Raw genomic sequence first — 24,664 nt, 5'->3', positions numbered from 1 at the left:
CGTTTTCGAACGCATTTTCGATTAGAGTGGAAGCTGTGCTAAAAGCGACTGAATCAACTGAATCCGGCCTCGCGCGACCCGCGGGCGGGGACCTTTCCAGACTGATCGTCAAGGGAGCGCGCGAGCACAACCTGCGCAATGTGGACCTTGACCTGCCCCGCGACGCGATGATTGTCTTCACCGGCCTCTCGGGTTCCGGGAAGTCCTCGCTGGCGTTCGACACCATCTTCGCCGAGGGCCAGCGCCGCTACGTCGAGTCGCTTTCCTCGTATGCACGTATGTTCCTGGGCCAGGTGGACAAGCCGGACGTGGACTTCATCGAGGGTCTCTCGCCCGCGGTGTCCATCGACCAGAAGTCCACCAGCCGGAACCCCCGGTCCACCGTCGGCACCATCACCGAGATCTACGACTACCTCCGCCTGCTCTGGGCCCGTGTCGGCCGGCCGTACTGCCCGGTGTGCCACGAGCCGGTCGCGCGGCAGACGCCGCAGCAGATCGTCGACCAGCTGCAGGAGCTTGAGGACGGCACGCGGTTCCAGATCCTCGCCCCCGTGGTGCGGGGACGCAAGGGCGAGTTCGTCGACCTGTTCAAGGAGCTTTCCGCCAAAGGCTACTCGCGGGCCCGGGTCGACGGCGACCTCATCCAGTTGTCGGACCCGCCCAAGCTGGGCAAGCAGTTCAAGCACACCATCGAGGTGGTGGTGGACCGCCTGGTCGTGAAGGAAGGGATCCACCAGCGCCTGACCGACTCCATCGAAACCGCGCTGGGCCTGGCGGAAGGCCGCGTGCTGGTGGATTTCGTCGACCTGGACGCCGAGGATCCGCAGCGGACGCGGTCCTTCTCCGAGAAGCTGGCATGCCCCAACGAACACCCGCTGGCCATCGACGAAATCGAACCGCGGTCTTTCTCGTTCAACAACCCGTTCGGCGCCTGCCCGGTCTGCACCGGCATCGGCAGCCGGCTCGAGGTGGACGAGGAACTGGTGGTGCCCGATCCTGATCTGAGCCTGGCCGAGGGTGCCATCGCACCGTGGTCGCTGGGCAAGGCGACCAGCGAATACTGGAACCGCCTCCTCGAGGGGCTGTCGCACGAACTCGGTTTCAGCATGGACGACCCGTTCCGGAAGCTGCCCAAGGAGGTGCGCAAGGCGGTACTCCATGGCAAGGACTACAAGGTCGTGGTCCAGTACCGGAACCGCTTTGGCCGGGAACGCAAGTACAGCACGGGCTTCGAAGGCGCCGTGCAGTACATCCACCGCAAGCACCTGGAAACCGAGTCGGATAACGCACGGGACCGCTACGAGCAGTACATGCGGGACATCCCTTGCCCGGAGTGCAAGGGCGCGAGGCTGAATCCGGCGTCGCTGTCGGTACTGATCGGCGGCAAGTCGATCGCCGAGGTCTCGGGGCTTCCGCTGCGCGAGTGCCTGTCCTTCCTGGATTCGCTGGAACTGACGGACCGGGAGGCGCAGATCGGCCACCAGGTGCTGATCGAGATCCGCGCCCGCCTTCAGTTCCTGCTGGACGTGGGCCTGGAGTACCTGAACCTCGAGCGCCCGGCCGCAACGCTGTCGGGCGGGGAGGCGCAGCGCATCCGGCTCGCGACACAGATCGGCTCGGGCCTGGTCGGCGTGCTCTACGTCCTGGACGAGCCATCCATCGGCCTGCACCAGCGCGACAACCGCCGGCTGATCGAAACCCTGACCCGGCTGCGGGACCTGGGCAACACGCTGATCGTCGTCGAGCACGACGAAGACACCATCCATGAGGCGGACTGGATCGTCGACGTCGGACCAGGTGCCGGCGAGCACGGCGGCGAGGTAGTGCATTCGGGTTCGCTGAAGGAACTGCTCGACAACGAGAAGTCCATCACCGGCGACTACCTGGCCGGCCGCAGGAGCATCGAGGTTCCGGCCAAGCGCCGCAAGATCGACCGGAAGCGCCAGCTCAAGGTCGTTGGCGCGTGGGAGAACAACCTGCGCGGCATCGACGCGCAGTTCCCGCTGGGCGTGCTGACTGCGGTCACCGGCGTCAGCGGTTCCGGAAAGTCGACGCTGGTCAACGACATCCTGTACAAGGTGCTGGCGAACAAGCTCAACAACGCCAAGCAGGTCGCCGGGCGCCATACGAGGGTTGAAGGCCTGGAGCACTTGGACAAGGTCATCCACGTGGACCAGAGCCCGATCGGCCGTACTCCGCGGTCCAACCCGGCGACCTACACCGGCGTCTTCGACCACATCCGCAAGCTGTTCGCCGAGACCAACGAATCCAAGGTCCGCGGCTACCAGCCGGGCCGGTTCTCGTTCAACACGAAGGGCGGCCGCTGCGAGGCATGTGCCGGCGACGGAACGCTGAAGATCGAAATGAACTTCCTGCCGGATGTCTACGTGCCGTGCGAGGTCTGCCACGGCGCCCGCTACAACCGGGAGACCCTCGAGGTCCACTACAAGGGCAAGTCCATCGCGGACGTGCTGGACATGCCGATCGAGGAGGCCGCGGAGTTCTTCGCCGCCTTCACGCCGATCGCCCGGCACCTGAACACCCTGGTGGACGTCGGCCTCGGCTACGTCCGCCTCGGCCAGCCCGCGACGACGCTCTCGGGCGGCGAGGCGCAGCGCGTGAAGCTCGCCAGCGAACTGCAGAAGCGCAGCAACGGGCGCAGCATCTACGTGCTGGACGAACCGACGACCGGCCTGCACTTCGAGGACATCCGCAAGCTGCTGGGCGTCCTGCAGTCGCTGGTGGAGAAGGGCAACACCGTGATCACGATCGAACACAACCTGGACGTGATCAAGAGCGCCGACTGGGTCCTGGACCTCGGCCCGGACGGAGGCTCCGGCGGCGGCCAGATCATCGCCACCGGCACGCCCGAACAGATCGCCGGGGCAGACGGCAGCCACACGGGCCGGTTCCTGGCCGAGATCCTGCAGTAACGAAGCCCCTCCGGGGTATGGAAAAATGCCTAAGTGACTTCTTTGCCGGACTTGGTTCTGTTTGATCTGGACGGGACCCTCGTGGACCCGGCCGGAGCCATCACCGGCGGCATCAGCCGGGCACTAAGGGCCCGCGGGCTGCCCGTTCCGGAGCAGCACGTGCTCGACGCCATGGTCGGCCCTCCGCTGGGAGAGTCGCTGCGGTTCCTCGCCGGGGTGCCCGAAGCCGAGGTTCCCGAAGTCATCCGGCTCTACCGGGCGGACTACCGGGCGGCGGGCATGGCGGCCAGCCACGTGTATCCGGGCATCGTGCCCCTGCTTGAAGAACTGAAGGCCCGGGGTGCCCTGCTCGCGGTGGTGACGCAGAAGCCGACGCCGATCGCCGTCGAACTCCTCAAGGTCCAGGGGCTGGCCGGCTACTTCGGCAGCATCCACGGTGCCGCGCTCGACGACGTGGAGGGCGCCGGAGGGCCGGACTCAGGGAAAATCCCGATCCTGGCCGAGGCGCTGGAACATTACGCGGACCGGTTCGGCCGCGCGCTGATGATCGGGGACCGGCACTACGATATCGAGGCGGCGGTCCACCACGGCATTGACGCAATCGGGGTGGGTTGGGGATTCGCCGCCAACGGCGAACTCGCTGCCGCCGGGGCAACGACGGTGGCGGCGTCCGTCCCCGAACTGCGGGTGCGTCTGCAGGCGCCGGGCGGGGAAGACGGCAACGACAACGGCAGCATGGACATAGCGGAGGAAAACGCCGGACATGGAACTCTTTGAAGGCACGCGCTTTGTCTTCCGGACAGGCATCCGCGCCTCCTGCCGGCCAACCGTCGAAGGCCTCGAAAACTTTCCGCGCAGCGGACCCGTCATCGTCGCACCCAACCATCTGTCTTTCCTTGACAGCGTCATCGTCCAGGCGCTGATGCCGCGCAAGGTGGCCTTCTTCGCGAAGTCGGAGTATTTCACCGCCCGCGGACCGAAGGGCGCGGTCATGCGGTGGTTCTTCAATAGCGTGGGGTCCATCCCGGTGGAGCGCGGCGAACAGGCAGCCGGTGTAGCCGCGCTGCAGACGGCGCTGGAGATCCTCGAGCGGGACCAGGCCTTCGGTATCTACCCGGAGGGCACGCGTTCCCGCAACGGATTGTTGTACCGTGGAAGGACGGGAGTGGGCTGGCTCGCACTGACCACCGGTGCGCCTGTCGTGCCTGTCGGACTGATCGGCACGGAGCGGCTCCAGCCGGCGGACAGGAACATGATCAAGCCCCAGCATTTCACTTTGAGGGTCGGAGCACCGCTGTACTTCGAGAAGACCGGCCCCGACCACTCGCTGCCGGCCCGCCGCGCGGCCACCGACAAAATCATGGACGCCATCGCTGACCTGACGGGACAGCAGCGGGCCGGCACCTACAACCAGTCGAGGCAGGCCGGCTAGATGGCGCTGCCCTCGTCCTACCGGCCGCGGCCGGGGGAAATCCCCACCAACCCCGGGGTCTACCGGTTCCGGGATGAGCACAAGCGTGTCATCTACGTGGGCAAGGCCAAGAACCTGCGCTCCCGGCTCAACAGCTATTTCGCCAATCCCGACTCGCTGATGCCGCGAACCCGGGCGATGGTCCACACGGCTGCTTCCGTCGAGTGGACGGTCGTCGGCAGCGAACTTGAGGCGATCCAGCTGGAGTACACCTGGATCAAGGAGTACGCGCCGCGCTTCAACATCATGTTCCGGGACGACAAGTCCTATCCCTACCTGGCTGTCACGATGTCGGAGAAGTTCCCCCGGGTCCAGGTCATGCGCGGTGACAAGCGCAAGGGAACCAAGTACTTCGGCCCGTTCTATCCGGCGAAAGCCATCCGCGAAACGGTGGACACCCTGCTCCGCGTCTTCCCGGTCCGGACCTGCAGCGTCGGCGTCTTCAACCGCGCCCAGCGCACGGGGCGGCCGTGCCTGCTCGGCTACATCGACAAGTGTTCGGCACCGTGCGTCGGCCGGATCTCGCCCGAGGACCACAAGGCGTTGGCGGGGGAGTTCTGCGCGTTCATGGGCGGGGAGGCGGACCGCTTCATCAGGGCCCTGGACAAGAAGATGGCGGCAGCCGTCGCGGAACTCGACTACGAGGCGGCCGCCCGGTACCGGGACGATATTGCCGCCTTGAAGCGAGTCTTCGAGCGCAACGCGGTCGTGCTGAGCGAGGATACGGACGCGGACATCTTCGCGCTGGCCGAAGACGAGCTCGAGGCGGCGGTCCAGGTTTTCCATGTCCGCGGCGGCCGCATCCGCGGCCAGCGCGGCTGGGTCGTCGAGAAGGTCGAGGATGCCACGCGCGCCGACCTGGCCGAGCACCTCCTCCAGCAGGTCTATGGCGACGGCGAGGATCCGGACCGCATTCCGCCCCAGGTGCTGGTCCCGGTGGAACCCGACAACCGGGAGGAACTGGAGCAGTGGCTCCGCGGCCTCCGCGGGCGCAAGGTCGAACTGCGTGTCCCGAAGCGCGGCGACAAGGCGGCCCTCCTCGACACCGTGCGGCAGAATGCCGAACAAGCCCTCGCGCTGCACAAGAGCCGCCGCGCCGGCGACATCACTACCCGGTCCGCCGCGCTGCAGGAACTGCAGGAAGCACTGGACCTCCCCGTCGCGCTGCTGCGGATCGAGTGCTACGACATTTCGCATGTCCAGGGCACCAACGTGGTCGCGTCCATGGTGGTGGTCGAGGACGGGCTGCCCAAGAAGGCGGACTACCGCCGCTTTTCCATCACCGGTGAGGCGGCCCGCGACGACACGTCCGCCATGTACGACGTGATCAGCCGCCGCTTCCGGCACTACCTGGCCGACAAAACCGCGCAGCCGGCCGGCGGCACGGAGCCTGGCGCGGGGCCCGGGACGGCAGGGCCCGCGGCGCCCGCCGCGACGGCGCAAGCTGCCGACACTGCCGGGAACGCGGAACCGGCCGTGCCTGCCGAGCCGCTGGCCGACACCACGACCGAAGCGCCGCGGACCAAGTTCGCCTACCCGCCCAACCTGGTCGTAGTCGACGGCGGCCCGCCCCAGGTCGCCGCGGCATCGCGTGCCCTGGCCGACCTGGGCATCACCGATGTCTTCGTCGTCGGCCTCGCCAAGCGGCTCGAGGAAGTATGGCTGCCCGACGACGACTTTCCGGTGATCCTGCCGCGGGCATCCCACGGCCTCTACCTCCTGCAGCGCATCCGCGACGAAGCGCACCGATTCGCCATCAGCTACCACCGCCAGAAGCGCGGCAAGTCCATGACCGAGTCCATCCTGGACGGGGTGCCCGGCCTCGGGCCGGCCAAGCGCAAGGCGCTGCTGAAGCACTTCGGCTCCGCCCGGAAGCTCAAGGCGGCCAGCGTCGAGGAACTGCTCCTGGTTCCCGGCGTAGGGCCCGCGCTGGCGGCGTCCATCAAGCGCCATCTGGCCCCCAACGCCGCCGCGGAACCGCAGGCCCCGGTCCTCAACATGGCGACCGGCGAGATCGTTGATTCTTAGTTAGGCTTAGAAACGTCCGCCGCGATCACGGGCCGTCTCGTGGCGGCCTACCGCACGGCGGGAAACAAGGAACAGGACGGGCTTAATGTCGGAGGAAGAGGATCTCACGCCGGTGAAACCGGAAGAATCCGAACTGCTGGTGGTCACGGGCATGTCCGGGGCCGGCCGCACCACCGCGGCGCACGCGCTGGAGGACCACGGCTGGTACGTCGTGGACAACCTGCCGCCGCAGATGCTGGGGACGCTCGCCGAGCTGGTCTCGCGGATGCCGGACTCGCTGACCCGGCTCGCCGTCGTCGTCGACGTGCGGAGCAAGAACCTGCACCGCGACATCAGGGAAGCCCTCAACGGCCTGCGGGCCAGCGCCATTAACTTCCGCGTGCTTTTCCTCGACGCCGGCGACAACGTCCTGGTGCGCCGCTTCGAACAGGGCCGGCGGCCCCACCCGCTGCAGGGCGACGGCCGGATCTCGGACGGCATCACGGCCGAGCGGGAACTGCTGGCCGGGCTCAAGGACGCCGCGGACCTGGTCATCGACACGACGGACATGAACGTCCACACGCTCGCCACCAACGTCACAGAGCTGTTCTCGGACTCCGGCCCCATCGTGCTGCGGCTGAATGTGATGAGCTTCGGCTTCAAGTACGGCCTGCCCGTGGACGCCAACTTCGTCGCGGACGCACGCTTCATCCCCAACCCCCACTGGGTGCCCGCGCTCCGGCCGCACACGGGCCTGGAAAAGCAGGTGAGCGACTTCGTGCTGGTCGAGTCCGGGGCGGAAGAGTTCATCAAGCGGTTCGTCTACGCCTTGGAACCGGTGCTCGAGGGCTACCGGCAGGAGAACAAGCACTACGCCACCATCGCCGTCGGCTGCACCGGCGGCAAGCACCGTTCGGTGGCCGTGGCCGAGGAACTCGCCAAGCGGCTCGCCCAGCTTCCACGCGTCAAGGTTGCGGTCCAGCACCGGGACCTGGGGCGCGAATAGTGGCGTTGCTGACAGGGCCGCTGCCGCGCATTCCGGTGGCCCAGCCGGACCGGCCCGGCGGTTCGCGGGGCCCGAATCCGCCGTCCGTCGTCGCCTTGGGCGGAGGCCACGGTCTTTCCGCCTCGCTCGCCGCGCTGCGCCTGCTCACCACGGAACTCACCGCCATCGTCACGGTGGCGGACGACGGCGGGTCCTCCGGGCGCCTGCGCCGGGAACTGGGCGTCCTCCCGCCCGGAGACCTGCGAATGGCACTGGCGTCGCTGTGCGACGACACCGAGTGGGGCCAGACCTGGCGCGACGTGATGCAGCACCGCTTCAAGTCGCTCGACACCGTGGACGGCAGCCTGGACAACCATGCACTGGGCAACCTGCTCATCGTCACCCTCTGGGAACTCCTCGGTGATCCGGTGGCCGGGCTGCAGTGGGCCGGCGCACTGCTCGGGGCCCGCGGCCAGGTCCTGCCGATGGCGACAGTTCCGCTGACCATCGAGGGAGACGTGCTGACCGAAGACGCGGAGGGCCGGCTGCGCAGCGTCACGATCTCCGGCCAGTCCAAACTGGCGGCCGCCGGCCGGAACGCCCGGGTCAACGACGTTCGTCTGATTCCGGACGACGCGCCGGCCTGTGCAGAGGCCCTAAACGCTATCGAACTAGCGGACTGGATCATCCTGGGCCCGGGCTCCTGGTACACCTCCGTCCTGCCGCATCTGATGCTGCCGCAGCTTCGCGACGCCCTGTGCGCGGCGCCTGCGCGCCGGATCCTGACCATGAACCTGGCCACCGATACCAAGGAGACGTCCGGCATGACTGCCGCGGACCATCTGGCCGCGCTGCACCGCTACGCCCCCGGGATGAAGTTCGACGCGGTGCTCGCCGATCCGTTCGCAGTCGGCGACCGCGCGGAGTTCGAATCAGCTGCCGGCCGTCTCGGCGCCTCCGTGGTGTTCGGTAGAGTGGGAACCCCCGGCCGGCGCGCGGTGCATGATCCGCTGAGGCTTGCGACGGCCTATCACGACATTTTCGCCGGGGAGCATGAATGAGTAAGGACAAGATGCATGGCGCTGACTGCAGCGGTCAAAGATGAACTTTCCCGCCTGGACATCAAGAAGTCCCAAGTGCGCAAGGCAGAGGTTTCGGCGACCCTCCGCTTCGCCGGAGGCCTGCACATAATCTCCGGGCGGATCGTGATCGAGGCCGAGGTGGACCTGGCTGCGACCGCACGCCGCCTCCGCACGGCGATCGCCGAAGTCTACGGGCACAGCAGCGACATCATCGTGGTCTCCGGCGGTGGACTGCGCCGCGGCAACCGCTATGTGGTGCGGGTGGTCAAGGACGGCGAGTCGCTCGCGCGGCAGACCGGCCTGCTCGACGCCCGCGGCCGGCCGGTGCGCGGGCTCCCTTCGGTCGTGGTTAATGGTTCCACTGCGGATGCCGAAGCGGTCTGGCGCGGCGCCTTCCTCGCGCATGGTTCGCTGACCGAGCCGGGCCGTTCGTCCGCACTGGAAGTGACCTGCCCGGGTCCGGAGGCGGCGCTGGCCCTCGTCGGGGCTGCCCGCCGGCTGGGTATCTCGGCCAAGGCCCGCGAAGTGCGCGGCGTGGACCGCGTCGTCATTCGGGACGGCGATACGATCGCCGCCCTGCTGACGCGCATGGGCGCCCACGATGCGCTGATGGTGTGGGAGGAGCGCCGGATGCGCAAGGAGGTGCGCGCCACCGCCAACCGCCTCGCCAACTTCGATGATGCGAACCTGCGCCGCTCCGCCCAGGCAGCCGTGGCCGCCGGGGCCCGCGTCGAGCGCGCGCTGGAGATCCTCGGCGAGGATGTGCCCGAGCACCTGCGCTACGCCGGCGGCCTGCGGGTGGCCCACAAGCAGGCGAGCCTGGACGAACTGGGCCGCCTGGCGGATCCGCCGATGACCAAGGACGCCATCGCGGGCCGCATCCGGCGCCTGCTGGCCATGGCGGACAAGCGCGCCGTCGAACTCGGCATTCCCGGCACGGAGGCGAATGTGACCGCGGAGATGTTGGACGAGTAGGGCCTATGCATAGGATGGGGATGTCCGGGCCGATGCCCGGTTCGTGCCCCGTGGGCCAAGGATAAGTTTCCGGCCGGCACTGCCGGTCGGATGATCAATCCGATCATGGCCGCCTGAGGGCGGCCCAAAGTTACGGAGGATATTCGTGAGCAAGTACGAACTGCCCGAGCTCAACTACGACTACGCCGCGCTGGAGCCGCACATCTCCGCCCGCATCATGGAGCTGCACCACAGCAAGCACCACGCCGCTTACGTGGCCGGAGCCAACACCGCGCTCGAGAAGATGGCTGAAGCACGCGACAAGGGCGACGCCGCCGCGGCCGCAAAGCTGTCCAAGGACCTGCAGTTCAACCTGGGCGGCCACATCAACCACTCCATCTTCTGGAACAACCTTTCCCCGGAAGGCGGCGACAAGCCCGAGGGCGAACTGGCTGCGGCGATCGATGAGTTCTTCGGCTCGTTCGACAGCTTCCGCGGCCACTTCACCGGTGCGGCGACCACCATCCAGGGCTCCGGCTGGGCCATCCTGGCCTACGAGCCGATCGGCGGCAACCTGGTCATCGAGCAGATGTACGACCAGCAGAACGGCGTCCCCGTCGCGACCACCCCGCTGCTTCAGCTGGATATGTGGGAGCACGCGTTCTACCTCGACTACCAGAACGTCAAGGCCGACTATGTGAAGGCCTTCTGGAACATCGTGAACTGGGCCGACGTTGCCAAGCGCTTCGAAGCCGCCCGTTCCGGTGCTGCGGCCCTGGTCATTCCCGGCAAGTAGCGGATCCTTGCGGATGCGGAAGGCATACCCGTGCCGGGCACGACGGCATGCCTTCCGCATCCCGGGCAACACAGACACAATGAGGTAAAAGCAGCATTACCGTAGAACGCCGGGCGGGCCACAGTCCGGCGATGATTGACCAGCAGTAACAGGAACCGGCGCCCAACTTGAAGGGGATGGAACTGTGACAACTCGTGTAGCAATCAACGGATTCGGACGTATCGGACGCAACTTCTTCCGCGCGGCCCTGGCCCAGGGGCCCGACCTCGAGATCGTCGCGATCAACGACTTGGCGGACGCCAAGACGCTCGCCCACCTCCTGAAGTACGACAGTGTCATGGGCCGCATTTCCGAAAGCGTGGAGGTCAAAGACGACGGGCTCCTGGTCGGGGGCAGGACCGTCAGGGTGCTGGCCGAGCGGGATCCGGCGCAGCTTCCCTGGAAGGACCTCGACGTCGGCATCGTCATCGAGAGCACCGGGTTCTTCACCAAGGCGGGGGACGCCCGGAAGCACCTCGACGCGGGCGCCGCAAAGGTCCTGATTTCCGCGCCAGGTACCGACGTCGATCTGACCGTGGTCATGGGCGTGAACGACCGGGACTACGATCCGCAGGCCCACAACATCATCTCCAATGCCTCCTGCACCACGAACTGCCTGGCCCCGCTGGCGATGGTGCTGCACGAGAACTTCGGCATCGAGCGCGCCCTCATGACCACCATCCACGCTTACACGGCGGACCAGAACCTCCAGGATGGCCCGCACCGGGACCTCCGCCGCGCCCGGGCCGCCGCGATCAACGTCGTGCCAACCTCCACCGGCGCGGCCAAGGCGATCGGACTGGTGCTGCCGGACCTAAAGGGCAAGCTGGACGGCTACGCCATCCGCGTGCCGGTGCCGACGGGCTCCGCCACCGACCTCACGGCGCAGCTGTCGCGCGAGGTCACGGTGGATGAAGTCAACGCCGCCTACAAGATGGCCGCCGCCGACGAACGGCTCGCGGGGATCCTGACCTACTCGGAAGATCCGCTTGTGTCGTCGGATATCGTCACAGATCCGGCATCTTCGATCTTCGACTCCGGACTGACTAAGGTTATTGGTAACCAGGTGAAAGTCGTTGCGTGGTACGACAACGAGTGGGGCTATTCCAACCGCCTGGTGGATCTGGCCGAACTGGTCGCCTCCAAGATGAGCTGACCGACGCACTGCTAAGGGTAGGTATGACTGCACGCGCTCTTGATGAACTGCTGGCCGAAGGCGTCCGCGGACGCACCGTGCTGGTCCGCTCGGACCTGAACGTCCCGCTGGAAGGGGAGGAATCCTCCCTGCGGGTTTCCGATGACGGACGGATCCGGGCCTCGCTTCCGGTCCTCGGCAAGCTGGCTTCCGCCGGCGCGCGGGTCATCGTCATGGCTCACCTGGGCCGGCCCAAGGGCGAACCGCAGGAGAAGTACTCCCTGCGCCCCGCCGTCGAACGGTTGAAGGAACTGGCGCCGTTCACCGTGCGGTTCGCCGAGGACACCGTGGGCGAGAGCGCGCGCCTGCGTGCCTCGGAGCTGCAGGACGGCGAAGTGCTGGTGCTGCAGAACCTGCGTTTCGACCCGCGGGAGACCAGCAAGGCCGACGCCGAGCGGCAGGAGTTCGCGTCCGAGCTGGCCGCACTGACGGGCGGAGAGGGCGCATACGTGGATGACGCCTTCGGCGCGGTGCACCGCAAGCATGCCAGCGTCTTCGACATCGCGAGCCTGCTGCCGTCCTACCAGGGCGATCTGGTCCGGACCGAGGTGGAGGTGCTGGACCGGCTGACCGAGGCCCCGCAGCGCCCCTATGTCGTGGTGCTCGGCGGGTCCAAGGTGTCGGACAAGCTCGCCGTGATCGAGAACCTGCTGCGCCGTGCGGACGCCATCCTCGTCGGCGGCGGCATGGTCTTCACTTTCCTGGCGGCCCAAGGCCACAAGGTGGCCTCCAGCCTGCTCGAGGAAGACCAGCTCGATACCGTCCGCGGCTACCTGGCCAAGGCCAAAGAGAACGGGTGCGACTTCGTGCTGCCGACGGATATCGTCGTGGCCGAGAAATTCGCCGCCGACGCCGCGCACGAGACGGTGCCGGCCGGCGACATCGAGTCCTCCAGCTTCGGCCCGGCGGGCATCGGGCTGGACATCGGCCCGGAATCGGCCGAAGCCTTTGCACAGCGGATCCATTCCGCCAACACCGTCTTCTGGAACGGCCCGATGGGCGTGTTCGAGTTCCCGGCATTCGCCAACGGCACCCGCACCGTGGCCAAGGCCCTGACCGGCACCGATGGCTTCACCGTGGTGGGCGGCGGGGACTCGGCGGCCGCGGTCCGCAGCCTCGGTTTCGACGACGATGCCTTCGGGCACATCTCGACCGGCGGCGGGGCGAGCCTCGAGTACCTCGAAGGCAAGTCCCTGCCCGGCCTGACTGCACTGGGCCGCTAAACGCAAACGCGCAGCACCGTACGGATCTGAAGCAAAGTCCGCCCCGCCCGGAAACGGGCGGGGCGGACGTTAGACGACTGGAGAGTCAGTGACTACCTCGACCAACGGCAAGTTCGACCGCACGCCGCTGATTGCCGGCAACTGGAAGATGAACATGGACCATGTCCAGTCCATCACGCTGCTCCAGAAGCTCGCCTGGACCCTGAGCGACGCCCGGCACGACTTCAAGCGGGTCGAGGTGGCGGTGTTCCCGCCCTTCACCGACCTGCGGAGCGTCCAGACCCTGGTCCGCGGCGACGACCTCGAGGTCGCCTACGGCGGCCAGGATCTCTCCGAGTTCGATGCGGGCGCCTACACCGGCGACATCTCCGGGCAGTTCCTCTCCCGGCTCGGCTGCAGCTACGTGCTGGTGGGCCATTCCGAACGCCGGACCATCCACGGGGAGTCCGACGAGACGCTCAACGCCAAGGTCAAGGCCGCCTTCCGGCATTCCCTGATCCCGGTCCTCTGCGTCGGGGAGGGGCTGGCTGTGCGGCAGGCCGGCAACCACGTGGCACATACTCTCGGGCAGCTGCGGGCCGACCTCGCCGGGCTGCCGGCCGAGGACGCGGCCCGGCTCGTGGTCGCCTACGAGCCGGTCTGGGCGATCGGCACCGGTGAGGTCGCTGGCCCTGCGGACGCACAGGAAATGTGCGCGGCCATCCGCGCCGAAATCGCGGATCTGTACGACGACGCTGTGGCCGCGGGGGTGCGGCTGCTTTACGGGGGATCGGTCAAGGCAGCGAACGCAGCGGCGATCCTCAAGGAGCGCGACGTCGACGGCGTGCTGGTTGGCGGCGCCAGTCTCGATGTTGCCGAATTTGCTAACATTGTCAGGTTCGAGCACCACCTGGTGACGGACTAACCGGGAAAGGCCACTGTGGACGCTCTGAAGATCACCCTGCAAATCGTGCTGGGAATCACCAGCCTCCTCCTGACGCTGCTGATTCTGCTGCACAAAGGCCGCGGCGGCGGTATGTCGGACATGTTCGGGGGCGGCATGACCACGTCACTCGGTTCTTCCGGTGTGGCCGAGCGGAACCTGAACAGGTTCACCGTGGTGCTCGGCCTGGTTTGGGGCACGGTCATCGTCGCCCTCGGGCTGATCATGCGCTTCAGCGCCGAAGCATAAGGAATTCTTAGTCCCGTTCACTCCGGGCCGGTCGTAGACTTGTGCCACAGATCGCAGTACGACACCGTGCTACCCGGAGATGAACGTTATGGAATCTTCCTACGGGCTCAGAGCCGTGCGCGCCGGTTCGGCTACAGGAGCCGGCCTGGCAGGTTGGCAGGCCGACACCGGCCGTACCGTCGAAATCGTCCGCAAAGTCCCGGTGACCTACTGGTGTCCCCAGGGTCATGAGACGACTCCCGTTTTCGCCGAGCTGGCCGAGACGGAAATCCCCAAGACCTGGGACTGTCCGCGCTGCGGACGCACCGCCTGCCGTGAACAGGGCGCGACCGCCGAGCGGCCGGGGGATGAGCCGTTCAAGAGCCACCTGGAATACGCGAAGGAGCGGCGCACCCCGGAGGAGGCCGAGCGCGTCCTGCAGGATGCCCTGGACCGGCTGCACCGGCGGCGCTCCTAATCTAGTTTCTCCCTCTGCGCCTGTAGTGACGGCTGCGTGCTGTCCGGCGTCTTCTATTCCGGTGCCATTCAGTGCCCGCCCGCCCGGCCTGGCCGGCGCCTCCCCTTTTGCGGCAGCTCGTGCCGAATCCTGCCTTTACGGCGTCGCTCCGGCCCCCACCGCAGTCCGCTCGTTGGCCACACGGCCAGCGTGGGAGCGGTTTTCGGCCAAGGCAACCAATAACGGCCCAATAACGGCGCGATAACGGGGCCGGAGTTGGACTGTAAAGGCATTACAAACTTGCAGCTTCATTGGGGTTCTTGGGGAGAAGAAGCGATGCTCACTGATCTGACCCGCCATTCCCTGGCGACCCTTGTGACCAAGCTCATGGCAGGAGAACGAGGGAGATCATGCCGATTATCACGGATCCGCACCTGTTCAACGAGCAGAGCCTATTCGTCGACCTGGAAGGGGTGCTGGGCCGACGCCTCTATCTGAAGATCGAAGGGTTCAACTTCGCCGGCTCAGTCAAGCTCAAGCCGGCCAGGGAGATGGTCGAGCAAGCTGAGCGGGCAGGCCTCATCGGTCCAGGATCCGTGCTGATCGAGTCTTCCTCAGGGAACCTCGGCGTCGCGCTCAGCATGATCGCTGCCAGCAAGGGATACCACTTCGTTTGCGTGGTCGATCCGCGTTGCAACCCCGCTACCGCGCAGCTCATGGAAGCGCTCGGGGCCCAGGTCGACCTGGTCACCGAGCCGGATCCTGTTGACGGATTCCTGGGGGCAAGGCTCAACCACGTGCGGGAGCTGTGCGCGAACGACGATCGGTACGTGTGGCTCAACCAGTACTCGAACCCCGGGAACTGGGGAGCGCACTACCGCTGGACCGCCCCCGAGATCGCCGACGAGTTTCCGGACTTAGACGTATTGTTCGTCGGAGCCGGAACAACGGGCACACTGATGGGTTGCGCGCGGTACTTCCGGGAGCACCGCCCTGACGTCCGGATCGTCGCGGTCGACGCCGTCGGATCCGTGTCATTCGGACAGCCCCCGGCTACCCGCCTGATCCCCGGGCTCGGCATGAGCGTCCGGCCGCCCCAACTCGACGAGTCCCTGATCGACGACGTGGTGTTCGTCGAAGAGGTGGACACGGTACGCGCCTGCCATCGGCTTGCCGCGGCCGGGTACCTCCTCGGAGGCTCCACCGGAACCGTGGTCCACGGCGCCATGACATGGCTTGAAGCCCACCGGGCCCGCAACGTCACCGCGGTGACCATCTCTCCCGATATGGGTCGCCCGTACCTGGACACGATCTACCAGCCCGACTGGGTACTGGACCATTTCGGTGCCGACGCCGCCGCCTCTGCGGCAGTCCCGGGCCTGCAGTCTGAACCGGTGCCGGCTCCGCAACTCCCGGCGGCCGCCCCGATGACTGAATCCGATGCACTAAGGAGCATCTCGCAGTGAACAAGTCCGTCGACACAATGGCGACGTCACCAGCTATTTCGAACCCCGCAACTCCGGCGATTCCCCACGGGGACGCTCGACCTGCCGCTCCGGCCACCGGCGCAGACACCTCGAATATGTCGCTGGAGCGGCAGCTGGCGGCCCTCCTCGCCGCGGTGGTCAAGAAGGACGACGTCCCGCTGGACGCCAACTTCTTCTACGAGCTGGGCGCGGATTCGCTGGTCATGGCGCAGTTCTGCGCCCGGGTCCGCAAACAGCCGGACCTGCCTGCCGTGTCGATCAAAGATATCTACCAGAATCCCTCGATCTCGGCCCTGGCCGCCGCCCTGGCACCAACGGAGGCGGCCCCGGCGTCGGCGGCTGAACAGCTGCAAGCGCGGCTGGCCGAGGTGCTGTCCGGTGTGCTCGGCATGGAGCAGGTGTCGGCGGACAGCGACTTCTTCAAGGACCTGGGCGCGGATTCGCTGGTGATGGCCCGGTTCTGCGCCCGGGTACGCAAGGATGCGGACCTGCCGTCGGTATCCATGAAGGACATCTACCAGAGCCCTTCGATCTCGGCGCTGGCCGCGGCCCTGGCACCTTCCGAAGCGGCGCCGGCGGCTGAACAGCTGCAAGCGCGGCTGACCGAGGTGCTGTCCGGTGTGCTCGGCATGGAGCAGGTGTCGGCGGACAGCGACTTCTTCAAGGACCTGGGCGCGGATTCACTAGTGATGGCCCGGTTCTGCGCCCGGGTACGCAAGGATGCGGACCTGCCCTCGGTATCCATGAAGGACGTTTACGCCAATCCGAATATCGCCGCCCTTGCTACTGCCTTGGCACCGGCCCAACAGGAGAAGCCGGCGGAGCCGTCACCGCTCGTGGCGTCAGTGCCGGAGACGCCTGCGCCGATGGACGCGCGCACGTGGGAGTACTTCGTGTGCGGCGCTTTGCAGGCCCTCGTCTACCTTGGTTACTGCGTGGCAGGCGGCCTGCTGACGGTCGTGTGGTACCAGTGGGTGTTCCCGGAGTCGGGGCCGGGCAACCACCAATGGATGGACCACGGCCTGAGCTTCCTGGAGATCTACCTGCGGTCGACGGCCTATGCAGCAGCGGCGTTCGTGGCCCTATGCATCCTTCCGCTGGCGGCCAAGTGGGTCATCGTCGGGCGGTTCCGGCCCCAGGAGATCCGCATCTGGAGCCTGGCCTACTTCCGGTTCTGGCTGGTCAAGACCCTGATGCGCACCTCGCCGCTCGCGCTGATGGCAGGTTCCCCAGTCATGACTTTCTACTTGCGGGCCATGGGTGCCAAGGTCGGCCGCAACGTGACCATCCTGACCACCCGGCTGCCGGTCGCCGCCGACCTGCTGACCATCGGGGAAGGGACGGTCATCCGCAAGGACGTGTACGCCAACGGCTACCGCGCCCACGGTGGGGTCATCCAGATTGGCGCCGTGACACTGGGCCGCGACGTCACCGTCAGCGAGGGCAGCGTACTGGACATCAACACGGCCATGGGGGACGGCTCGCAGCTGGGCCACCGGTCCACCCTGTACACCGGCCAGACCGTTCCCGCGGGCGAGCACTGGCACGGTTCGCCGGGCAGGCGTACGGACGTGGACTACAGCAGGGTCGAACGGACCCCCTACCGTCCCTGGCGCCGGGCATTGTTCGCCACCACCCAGCTGATTGCCACGCTAGGACTGGGCCGCATCCTGGTGGGACAGGCTGTCATCCTGTTTGTCCTGGCGGATCCCAATGTGGCCGCGCTCCTGGAACGCCAGGCCCTGGCGTTCACCAGCTGGATTTTCTACGGCGATGCCCTTTTCTACGCCGGCCTGGGCGTCTTCGGCGGGACGATCGTGGCGCTGCTGCTGGTCGCTACCGTGCCGCGGGTGCTCCAGCTCGCCCTGAAGCCGGACACGGTGTACCCGATGTTCGGGCTCCGTTACGCCGCCGAGCGGGCGGTGGCGAGGATGACCAACAACCGCTTTTTGCCCGCGTTGTTCGGCGACAGCTCGTATGTCGTGGATTACGCCGCGGCGCTCGGCTACAAGCAGGGCAAGATCCAGCAGACCGGATCGAACCTGGGCACTTTGTTCAAGCACGACAACCCTTACCTCTCGGAGATCGGCACCGGCAGCATGATCGCCGACGGCGTGTCCTTCATGAACACCGAACACACAGCGACGTCGTTCAAGATGAGCCGGGCGGCGGTCGGCGCGCACAGCTTCCTGGGCAACTTCGTGCTCTACCCGGCCGGCGCAAAGACCGGGGACAACTGCCTGCTCGCCACAAAGGTCATGGTGCCCATCGACGGCCCGGTCCGGCAGGACGTGGGCCTTCTCGGTTCACCGCCGTTCGAGATCCCGCGCACCGTCCTGCGGGACGCCCTCCCCGCGCAACAGGCGGACCCGGCCGCATTCCGCCGGGACCTCGCGGCCAAGAACCGGCACAACCTGCGTTCGATGGCCCTGTTGATGCTGGTCCGCTGGCTCATCGCGTCGCTTGCGGTACTGGTGTCGTTTGTTGGCCTCGACCTGTCCGACCAGTTCGGTTTCCTGGCCCTCAGCGGAGCCTTCGCCGTCATGCTCTTTGTCGGAATACTGGCCCCCATCGGCACGCAGCGCCTGATGCTGGGGTCCGTGCGGCTGAAGCCCCAGCTCTGCTCCATCTACCGCCCCTACTTCTGGTGGCACGAGCGGTACTGGAAGCTGCAGGCCCAGAGCCGGTACATGTTGCTCCTCAACGGAACCCCGTTCAAGCCGCTGCTGTGGCGCCTGCTGGGCGTGCGGATGGGATCCCGGGTGTTCGACGACGGGTGCTTCATCCCGGAGCGGACGCTGGTGACGATCGGCTCCCGCTGCACGCTCAACAGCGGCACCCTGGTCCAGTCCCATTCGCAGGAGGACGGGATGTTCAAGTCCGACTACGACGTCATCGGGGACGACGTCACGCTCGGCGTCGGCGCCCTGGTCCACTACGGGGTGACGATCGAAGACGGCGCCGTCGTCGCCGCCGACTCCTTCGTAATGAAGGGTGAAACCCTCACCCGGGGATCCCTCTGGGGCGGCAACCCGGCCGTAGAGGCGCGTATCGCCACCACATCCACTGCCGCTATGGAAGGGGCTCACTCATGACCATCACCTCAGCGCTCACCTGCCGAACCGCCGACGAGGCCTCGTTCCAGCAGGCCACCGAGAGGAACGACCGCCCTGCGGCGGCGCCGATGGTGGTTCCCAGATGGACGCGGGACGCCGAAGCCGGCCAAGGGCAGGTCGAGGTGGCGGTCCCTGCGGACCTGGAGGCAGCCGTGCGGCCATTGGCCCAGGTCCTGGACGTAACGCCCGGCGCAATCTGGCTGGCCGCCCACGCGAGGGTTCTCCAGGCGCTGTCGGGCGAGAGCGGGGTCACCACCGGTTGCCGGGATGCGACCGGGACGTGGGAATGCAACCTCGATCTGGACCAGCAGTCCTGGCGGGCCCTGGTGGGCGCGGCGCACGCCCTGGAGGGATCCGCACACGCCGGAGCCGGACAGGCTTCCCAGGCGGCATCCCGTGGGTACGAGGTCCTATTCGACACCCTTGAGGACGACGACGTCGATCTGCCGGAGGACATTGTCCTCGGCGTCTTCCTCCGGCAGATCGACGGGGGCGAGGTGCTCCGCCTGCGGTACCGACGGGAGGTACTCGACTCCGGCGCCGCCCTGCGGATCGCCGGATACCATCTGGCAGCACTCCGCCATCTGGTCGCCGATCCCGAGGCGGAGCCCGCCGAGGCGGAGCTCGTCGGTCCCGAGGAGCGGCGCCTCCAGCTTGAGCAGCTGGCCGGCCCCGTGCGGGCCCGGCCCGAGCTACGGTTCCACGAGCTGTTCGAGGAGCAGGTGCGGCAGCATCCCGGGCGCATCGCCGCCGTGCAGGACACGCGGCAGTGGACCTATGCGGAGCTGAACGGCCGTGCCAATCGGATCGCCCGTGGCCTGCTGTCCCGCGGACTACAGGCCGAGGACATCGTGGCGGTTGTCGCCGAGCGGGACCTCGAGTGGATGGCCGCGGTCATTGGAATCTTCAAAGCCGGAGGCGCCTACCTGCCGATCGAACCGCATTTCCCCTCCGAGCGGATCGCTAGGACGCTCACCCGGGCCGGATGCCGCATGGTGCTGAGCGAGGGAGGCAGCACGAAGTCGCTGGACGGGGCGCTGGCAGGATTGCCGACGGCGACGAAGCTCCTTTTCGAAGACATCGAGACCGAGGGGCACTCCAACGACGACCTTGGCATTGAGGTGCGTCCGGACCAACTGGCGTATGTGTACTTCACCTCAGGCTCCACGGGCGAACCGAAAGGCGCGATGTGCGAGCACGAGGGAATGGTCAACCACCTGTACGCCAAGATCGAGGACCTGGGGATCGGCCCCGGCGACGTCGTCGCCCAGATCGCCCCCCAGTGCTTCGACATCTCCCTGTGGCAACTGGTCTCGGCCCTGCTGGTCGGCGGCAGCACGGACATCGTCGGGCAGGACCGGATCCTCGACGTCGAGCGGTTCGTCGACACGATCGAAGGGGGCGGAGTCGCGGTCTTCCAAGTCGTCCCGTCGTACCTGGATGCGGTGGTGGCTTACCTGGACAGCAAACCCCGCGCCCTGCCCCGCCTGCGGTGCGTCTCGGCAACGGGGGAGGCCCTGAAACCGGAGCTCATCCGCCGCTGGTTCGCCGCGATGCCCGACGTCAAGCTGGTCAACGCCTATGGGCTGACGGAGACCTCGGACGATACGAACCATGAAGTGATGAGCTCGGCGCCGGCGGGCGACTATGTGCCGCTGGGGCCGCCGATCCCGAACGTCCGGATCTACATCCTCGACGAACGGGAGCGGATCGTGCCACTTGGCGCACCGGGCGAGATCGCATTCTCCGGGGTCTGTGTCGGCCGCGGCTACATCAACGATCCGGAGCGCACTGCCCTGGCGTACTCCAGTGACCCCTTTGTGGAAGGCGCGCGGCTCTACCGGGCGGGCGACTACGGGCGCTGGTCGCCGGAGGGCAAACTGGAGTACCTGGGCCGCAGGGACAGCCAGGTCAAGATCTCCGGGTTCCGCATCGAGATCGGCGACATCGAAAACGCACTCTTGCAGGTTCCTGGCGTCCGGGATGGCGCCGTCGTCGTCGGCGAGGCTGCCGGGCAGTCCAAGTTCCTCGTGGCGTTCTATTCCGGCAACCGGCCGCTTGAGGCCGACGAAATCCGCCAGCAGGTGGCCGCGCGGGTTCCGGCCTACATGGTCCCCTCGTCCTACAGATGGCAGGAGAGCATGCCCCTGACCGGCAACGGAAAGATCGACCGGAAGGCCCTGAGCAGAGTCGCGCAGGAGGTCGTCCCGGAGGCCACCGAAGCAACGGAAGAGCTCTCGGCGACCGAGCAGCGGCTCGCCGAAGCGTGGGCCTCGGTCCTCGGCATAGCGCAGGGCCGAATCGGCAGGCAGGACTCGTTCTTCGCACTCGGCGGAACCTCCTTGTCTGCCGTGAAGCTTGCCGTCCGGCTAAAGCGCGCTGTGTCGATCAAGGACGTCATGCAGACGCCGGTCCTGGCCGACCTGGCGGAATTGCTCGACGCCGCCTCCGTCACGGCCGCGGCCAACCCGCCCGTACCATCCCTTGACCACTCAAACCCGCAACCCGTGAAACGAGAGGACCTCTCATGACATCGCCATCAACCAGGACCCTGGACGTGGAACGCCATGCCGGCCGGCCGCCGATGCTCAATGTCGAGAACGGCCATGACCCCGCCCGGTGGGCAGAACAGAACAGCGAGGCCCTGCGGATGGCGGTAGCTGAGCATGGCGCGGTCCTGGTCCGCGGGCTCGGCCTCCGCGACCCCGCCGAAGTGGCGGAGGTCTACCGCCTGCTGGTCCCGGGCGGCCTGATGCCGGACCGGGAGGCGTTCGCCGCCAGGCAGCCCTATCTCGACGGCGTCTACTCGTCACTCAAGTGGCCCGCCAACCAGCCCATGTGCATGCACCACGAGCTCAGCTACGCGCTCGAGTTCCCCGGTCTGATGCTCTTCGCCTGCCTGCAGGCGCCCACCACCGGAGGAGTGACCGGCGTGGCGGATGCCCGCGCAGTGCTGGATGCCCTGCCAGCGGAGCTCGTCCAGCGTTTCGAAAACGAGGGGTGGCTGCTCGCACGCAGCTACAACGAGGACATCGGGGCGACCTATGAGGAGGCGTTCGGGGTCGCCGACCGCGCCGCCGTCGAGGAATACTGCCGCGCCCACGCGATCGAGTTCGAGTGGCAGCCGGATGGAGAACTGCGGACCCGGCAACGCCGCCCCGCCATCGTCCGGCACCCGGTGACGGGTGAGCGCTGCTGGTTCAACCAGGTCGCGTTCCTGAACGAATGGACTATCGCGCCCGAGGTGCGCGAGTACCTGGTTGATGTCTACGGTCCCGACGGACTGCCGTTCAACACACGCTTCGGCAACGGCGAGCCGATCGGTGAAGACATCGTGGCGCTCTTGAACGACGTCTATGAGCGACACACCCTGCGGACCCCTTGGGAGACCGGGGACCTCATGCTCGTCGACAACGTGCGCATGGCCCACAGCCGGGAGGCCTACGAAGGCCCTCGGGAAGTGCTGGTCGGCATGGCCGAGCCGCGCAATGTATTTGATCTCGTTACCAAGGATGGTGCCCGATGACTGACTACGCTATTTCCCCGGCCGCTTCCGCGTCGGAGCCGAAGGCTGTTCCGCCGTTCGCGGTCATTTCCGGAGCCCAGGTGCAGGAGGTGCTGAAGGGCCGGGAGAAGCAGGTCGTCGAGCTGGTCGAGCAGACCTACCGCACCCACGCGGCCGGCGATTCGGTGAACCCCCCGTCCTACTTCCTACGCTTCCCGGACCGGCCTTCGGCGCGCATCATTGCGCTGCCCGCCTCTGTCGGAGGGGACGTCGGTGTCGATGGCATCAAATGGGTCTCCAGCTTCCCGGACAACGTCGCGTCGGGCATACCCCGTGCCTCGGCCGTACTGATCCTCAACGACCGGGCGACAGGGTACCCCTTCGCCTGCATGGAGAGCTCCATCATCAGCGCCTCCAGGACGGCGGCGTCGGCCGCCGCGGCCGCGGACTGGCTCAGCCGGGGGCGGGGACGAGGACGCCCGCAGCGTATCGGGTTCTTCGGGACGGGCTTGATCGCCCGCTACATCCACACCTTCCTTGACGCGACCGGCTGGTCCTTCGACGAAATCGGGGTGCACGACCTCTCGGGCGAGAGTGCCCAGGGATACAAGGGCTACCTCGATCGCAGCGGCACGCCGGCCACCGTGACCGTGTACGACAACGCCGAGCAGCTGATCAGGAGCAGCGACCTCGTCGTGTTCGCCACGGTGGCCGGCCAGCCGCACGTGCACGATCCGGCCTGGTTCGCGCACAACCCGCTGGTGCTGCACGTATCCCTGCGGGACCTGGCGCCGGAGATCCTGATGGGGTCGATCAACATCCTGGACGACGTCGACCACTGCCTGAAGGCCGGAACGTCCGCACATCTCGTTGAACAGATGGTCGGCAACCGGAACTTCGTGGACGGGACCTTGGCCGATGTCATGGCCGGCAGGGTATCCCTGGCGGACGACCGCCCGGTGGTGTTCTCCCCGTTCGGCCTGGGCGTGCTGGACCTGGCGGTCGGCAAGTACGTGTACGACGAACTTGCCGGCAGCGGCCAGCTCCGGGTGGTCGAAGACTTCTTCTCCGAACTGCGGCGGTACGGCTGATCCGGACCCAACCACGTTCATCGATTCACACCTATTGAGGAGGGGCACAATGCTCTCGTTAGCGCAGATGCTGGGGAATGTGTCCATGGCAAACGCCCAGTCCCTTGATGACTGGGCAAAGTCGGTCACCGGCGTCCTGCGGGACGCCGCGATCTACCACCAGGCCGGAAACGGGTTCTACCGTGCCCAATGTGACGCGTTGGGATTCGATCCGGCCGCAATCAACGACATCAACGACCTGAAAGACCTGCCACTGCTGCCGGTCGGGATGTTCAAGCGTCCCGACGCCCAAGTGCTGCTGACCTGTTCCCTGGCCGACGTCGAGACCGAGACCCGCTCCAGCGGAACCCGCGGTGTCCCATCCGTCGCCAGACGAAACAGCGAGACGGTGACCAGGGCATTGGTCGGGTTGATCGGGACCTACCGGGAGTTCTTCAACCTGTCCGGGGGAGCGGGGCTCTTCTTGAACCCGACGGACGCCGAAGCCTCGGAGATGGGCCTGCTCAAGGACCTCAACATCCTGAACAGTGTCTTCGACCACCACGCGTACCTCGTTGCCGACCAGGCGTTCGACGCCCGGGAGGCACTGGAGCACCTGCGCCGGTGGAAGGGCCACATGACGCGGCACATCATCGGTCCGCCGTTCCTCATTTACCGGCTCCTCCGGTTCCTCGAGCAGGAGAAGATCAATATCCGGCTGGACCCGTACAGCATGATCATCACCCTCGGCGGCTGGAAGCGGCACAATGCCGAGGCCATCCCTGCCGAAGGTTTCCGGGAACGGTGCCGTGACCTGCTCGGCGTGCGCCCGGGGAACGTGCGCGACATGTACGGGATGATCGAGTCGAACATGCTCGCGGTCGAATGCCAGCTTCATCGCAAGCACGTTCCGCCGTGGAGCTATATCTCCATTCGGGACCCTGGACAGATCGGTACGGAGCTCCCTCCGGGGGCCACCGGCGCCATCGCCGTACTGGACGCCCTCAGCACCAGCTACCCGGGGTTCCTGCTCACCGACGACGTGGGCGAGGTCGAAACCGGTACCTGCGGATGCGGACGGACCGGCCAGGTCATCAATTTCCGCCGCCGGGGGCCGGGCAGCGGGCTTGGCAACTGCCCCGTCAGCATCGAGCGCTACCTGGGCTCGCCAGCACTGGTGCAGGCCTGAACACG

General features: G+C 66.9%; 19 protein-coding genes. All 19 read left to right on the top strand.

Annotation, left to right across the window (positions count from 1 at the left end; genetic code table 11):
- Positions 1 to 35: 35 nt before the first annotated feature.
- The 19 genes from uvrA (at position 36) to AHIS1636_RS02305 (ending at position 24,659) form a co-directional block, all read left to right on the top strand.
- Positions 36 to 2,933: an excinuclease ABC subunit UvrA gene (gene uvrA / locus AHIS1636_RS02395; protein WP_264794223.1), complete on the top strand. Its 2,898-nt coding sequence runs from the start codon at positions 36 to 38 to the stop codon at positions 2,931 to 2,933.
- A 33-nt stretch (positions 2,934 to 2,966) separates the two neighbouring features.
- Positions 2,967 to 3,710 carry an HAD hydrolase-like protein gene (locus AHIS1636_RS02390; protein WP_264794222.1) on the top strand — a complete coding sequence of 248 codons (744 nt, stop codon included), beginning with the start codon at positions 2,967 to 2,969 and terminating at the stop codon, positions 3,708 to 3,710.
- Positions 3,697 to 4,365 carry a lysophospholipid acyltransferase family protein gene (locus AHIS1636_RS02385; RefSeq protein ID WP_264794221.1) on the top strand — a complete coding sequence of 223 codons (669 nt, stop codon included), beginning with the start codon at positions 3,697 to 3,699 and terminating at the stop codon, positions 4,363 to 4,365. The genes AHIS1636_RS02390 and AHIS1636_RS02385 overlap by 14 nt, the downstream gene beginning before the upstream one ends.
- The gene (gene uvrC, locus AHIS1636_RS02380; RefSeq protein ID WP_264794220.1) at positions 4,366 to 6,432 is read left to right on the top strand and encodes an excinuclease ABC subunit UvrC; all 2,067 of its coding nucleotides are present in this window, start codon (positions 4,366 to 4,368) and stop codon (positions 6,430 to 6,432) included.
- Between the two features lie 85 nt (positions 6,433 to 6,517).
- Positions 6,518 to 7,417, top strand: a complete 900-nt coding sequence (gene rapZ, locus AHIS1636_RS02375; protein ID WP_264794219.1) for an RNase adapter RapZ — start codon at positions 6,518 to 6,520, stop codon at positions 7,415 to 7,417.
- Entirely contained in the window at positions 7,417 to 8,457 is a 1,041-nt protein-coding gene (locus AHIS1636_RS02370; protein ID WP_264794218.1) for a gluconeogenesis factor YvcK family protein, read from the top strand. The genes rapZ and AHIS1636_RS02370 overlap by 1 nt, the downstream gene beginning before the upstream one ends.
- A 15-nt stretch (positions 8,458 to 8,472) precedes the next feature.
- Positions 8,473 to 9,453 carry a DNA-binding protein WhiA gene (gene whiA / locus AHIS1636_RS02365; protein WP_262104399.1) on the top strand — a complete coding sequence of 327 codons (981 nt, stop codon included), beginning with the start codon at positions 8,473 to 8,475 and terminating at the stop codon, positions 9,451 to 9,453.
- A gap of 145 nt (positions 9,454 to 9,598) precedes the next feature.
- Positions 9,599 to 10,228 carry a superoxide dismutase gene (locus AHIS1636_RS02360; RefSeq protein WP_264794217.1) on the top strand — a complete coding sequence of 210 codons (630 nt, stop codon included), beginning with the start codon at positions 9,599 to 9,601 and terminating at the stop codon, positions 10,226 to 10,228.
- Positions 10,229 to 10,412: 184 nt separating this feature from the next.
- Positions 10,413 to 11,423, top strand: a complete 1,011-nt coding sequence (gene gap, locus AHIS1636_RS02355; RefSeq protein WP_264794216.1) for a type I glyceraldehyde-3-phosphate dehydrogenase — start codon at positions 10,413 to 10,415, stop codon at positions 11,421 to 11,423.
- Between the two features lie 23 nt (positions 11,424 to 11,446).
- Positions 11,447 to 12,685, top strand: a complete 1,239-nt coding sequence (locus AHIS1636_RS02350; RefSeq protein ID WP_264794215.1) for a phosphoglycerate kinase — start codon at positions 11,447 to 11,449, stop codon at positions 12,683 to 12,685.
- Positions 12,686 to 12,773: 88 nt separating this feature from the next.
- On the top strand, positions 12,774 to 13,589 hold the full coding sequence (gene tpiA / locus AHIS1636_RS02345) for a triose-phosphate isomerase (protein WP_264794214.1): 816 nt from the start codon (positions 12,774 to 12,776) through the stop codon (positions 13,587 to 13,589).
- A 15-nt stretch (positions 13,590 to 13,604) separates the two neighbouring features.
- Positions 13,605 to 13,856: a preprotein translocase subunit SecG gene (gene secG, locus AHIS1636_RS02340; protein ID WP_262104404.1), complete on the top strand. Its 252-nt coding sequence runs from the start codon at positions 13,605 to 13,607 to the stop codon at positions 13,854 to 13,856.
- 88 nt (positions 13,857 to 13,944) lie between these two features.
- Positions 13,945 to 14,313 carry an RNA polymerase-binding protein RbpA gene (locus AHIS1636_RS02335; protein WP_264794213.1) on the top strand — a complete coding sequence of 123 codons (369 nt, stop codon included), beginning with the start codon at positions 13,945 to 13,947 and terminating at the stop codon, positions 14,311 to 14,313.
- 389 nt (positions 14,314 to 14,702) lie between these two features.
- Positions 14,703 to 15,758 carry a 2,3-diaminopropionate biosynthesis protein SbnA gene (gene sbnA / locus AHIS1636_RS02330; RefSeq protein ID WP_264794212.1) on the top strand — a complete coding sequence of 352 codons (1,056 nt, stop codon included), beginning with the start codon at positions 14,703 to 14,705 and terminating at the stop codon, positions 15,756 to 15,758.
- A complete protein-coding gene (locus AHIS1636_RS02325) occupies positions 15,755 to 18,874 on the top strand; it encodes a Pls/PosA family non-ribosomal peptide synthetase (RefSeq protein WP_264794211.1) in 3,120 nt (1,039 codons plus the stop codon). The genes sbnA and AHIS1636_RS02325 overlap by 4 nt, the downstream gene beginning before the upstream one ends.
- Entirely contained in the window at positions 18,871 to 21,426 is a 2,556-nt protein-coding gene (locus AHIS1636_RS02320) for a non-ribosomal peptide synthetase (protein WP_264794210.1), read from the top strand. Before AHIS1636_RS02325 ends, AHIS1636_RS02320 begins: the two co-directional genes overlap by 4 nt.
- The gene (locus AHIS1636_RS02315) at positions 21,423 to 22,421 is read left to right on the top strand and encodes a TauD/TfdA family dioxygenase (RefSeq protein ID WP_264794209.1); all 999 of its coding nucleotides are present in this window, start codon (positions 21,423 to 21,425) and stop codon (positions 22,419 to 22,421) included. Before AHIS1636_RS02320 ends, AHIS1636_RS02315 begins: the two co-directional genes overlap by 4 nt.
- Positions 22,418 to 23,491, top strand: coding sequence for a 2,3-diaminopropionate biosynthesis protein SbnB (gene sbnB / locus AHIS1636_RS02310; protein ID WP_264794208.1), 1,074 nt, complete (start codon positions 22,418 to 22,420; stop codon positions 23,489 to 23,491). The genes AHIS1636_RS02315 and sbnB overlap by 4 nt, the downstream gene beginning before the upstream one ends.
- Before the next feature lie 85 nt (positions 23,492 to 23,576).
- Positions 23,577 to 24,659, top strand: a complete 1,083-nt coding sequence (locus AHIS1636_RS02305) for a LuxE/PaaK family acyltransferase (RefSeq protein WP_264794207.1) — start codon at positions 23,577 to 23,579, stop codon at positions 24,657 to 24,659.
- The last annotated feature ends 5 nt before the right edge of the window (positions 24,660 to 24,664 follow it).

Source organism: Arthrobacter mangrovi, from assembly GCF_026011795.1.
GTDB classification, from domain to species: domain Bacteria; phylum Actinomycetota; class Actinomycetes; order Actinomycetales; family Micrococcaceae; genus Crystallibacter; species Crystallibacter mangrovi.
Note: the sequence above shows the minus strand (reverse complement) of the source record. Positions and strands in the feature narration are given on the sequence as shown.

Coding starts and splice junctions, on each gene's coding strand:
- rapZ (WP_264794219.1), top strand. CDS start 6,518: ATGTCGGAGGAAGAGGATCTCACGCCGGTGAAACCGGAAGAATCCGAA.
- whiA (WP_262104399.1), top strand. CDS start 8,473: ATGGCGCTGACTGCAGCGGTCAAAGATGAACTTTCCCGCCTGGACATC.
- AHIS1636_RS02350 (WP_264794215.1), top strand. CDS start 11,447: ATGACTGCACGCGCTCTTGATGAACTGCTGGCCGAAGGCGTCCGCGGA.
- sbnA (WP_264794212.1), top strand. CDS start 14,703: ATGCCGATTATCACGGATCCGCACCTGTTCAACGAGCAGAGCCTATTC.
- AHIS1636_RS02335 (WP_264794213.1), top strand. CDS start 13,945: ATGGAATCTTCCTACGGGCTCAGAGCCGTGCGCGCCGGTTCGGCTACA.
- sbnB (WP_264794208.1), top strand. CDS start 22,418: ATGACTGACTACGCTATTTCCCCGGCCGCTTCCGCGTCGGAGCCGAAG.
- AHIS1636_RS02315 (WP_264794209.1), top strand. CDS start 21,423: ATGACATCGCCATCAACCAGGACCCTGGACGTGGAACGCCATGCCGGC.
- uvrC (WP_264794220.1), top strand. CDS start 4,366: ATGGCGCTGCCCTCGTCCTACCGGCCGCGGCCGGGGGAAATCCCCACC.
- AHIS1636_RS02320 (WP_264794210.1), top strand. CDS start 18,871: ATGACCATCACCTCAGCGCTCACCTGCCGAACCGCCGACGAGGCCTCG.
- AHIS1636_RS02305 (WP_264794207.1), top strand. CDS start 23,577: ATGGCAAACGCCCAGTCCCTTGATGACTGGGCAAAGTCGGTCACCGGC.
- AHIS1636_RS02385 (WP_264794221.1), top strand. CDS start 3,697: ATGGAACTCTTTGAAGGCACGCGCTTTGTCTTCCGGACAGGCATCCGC.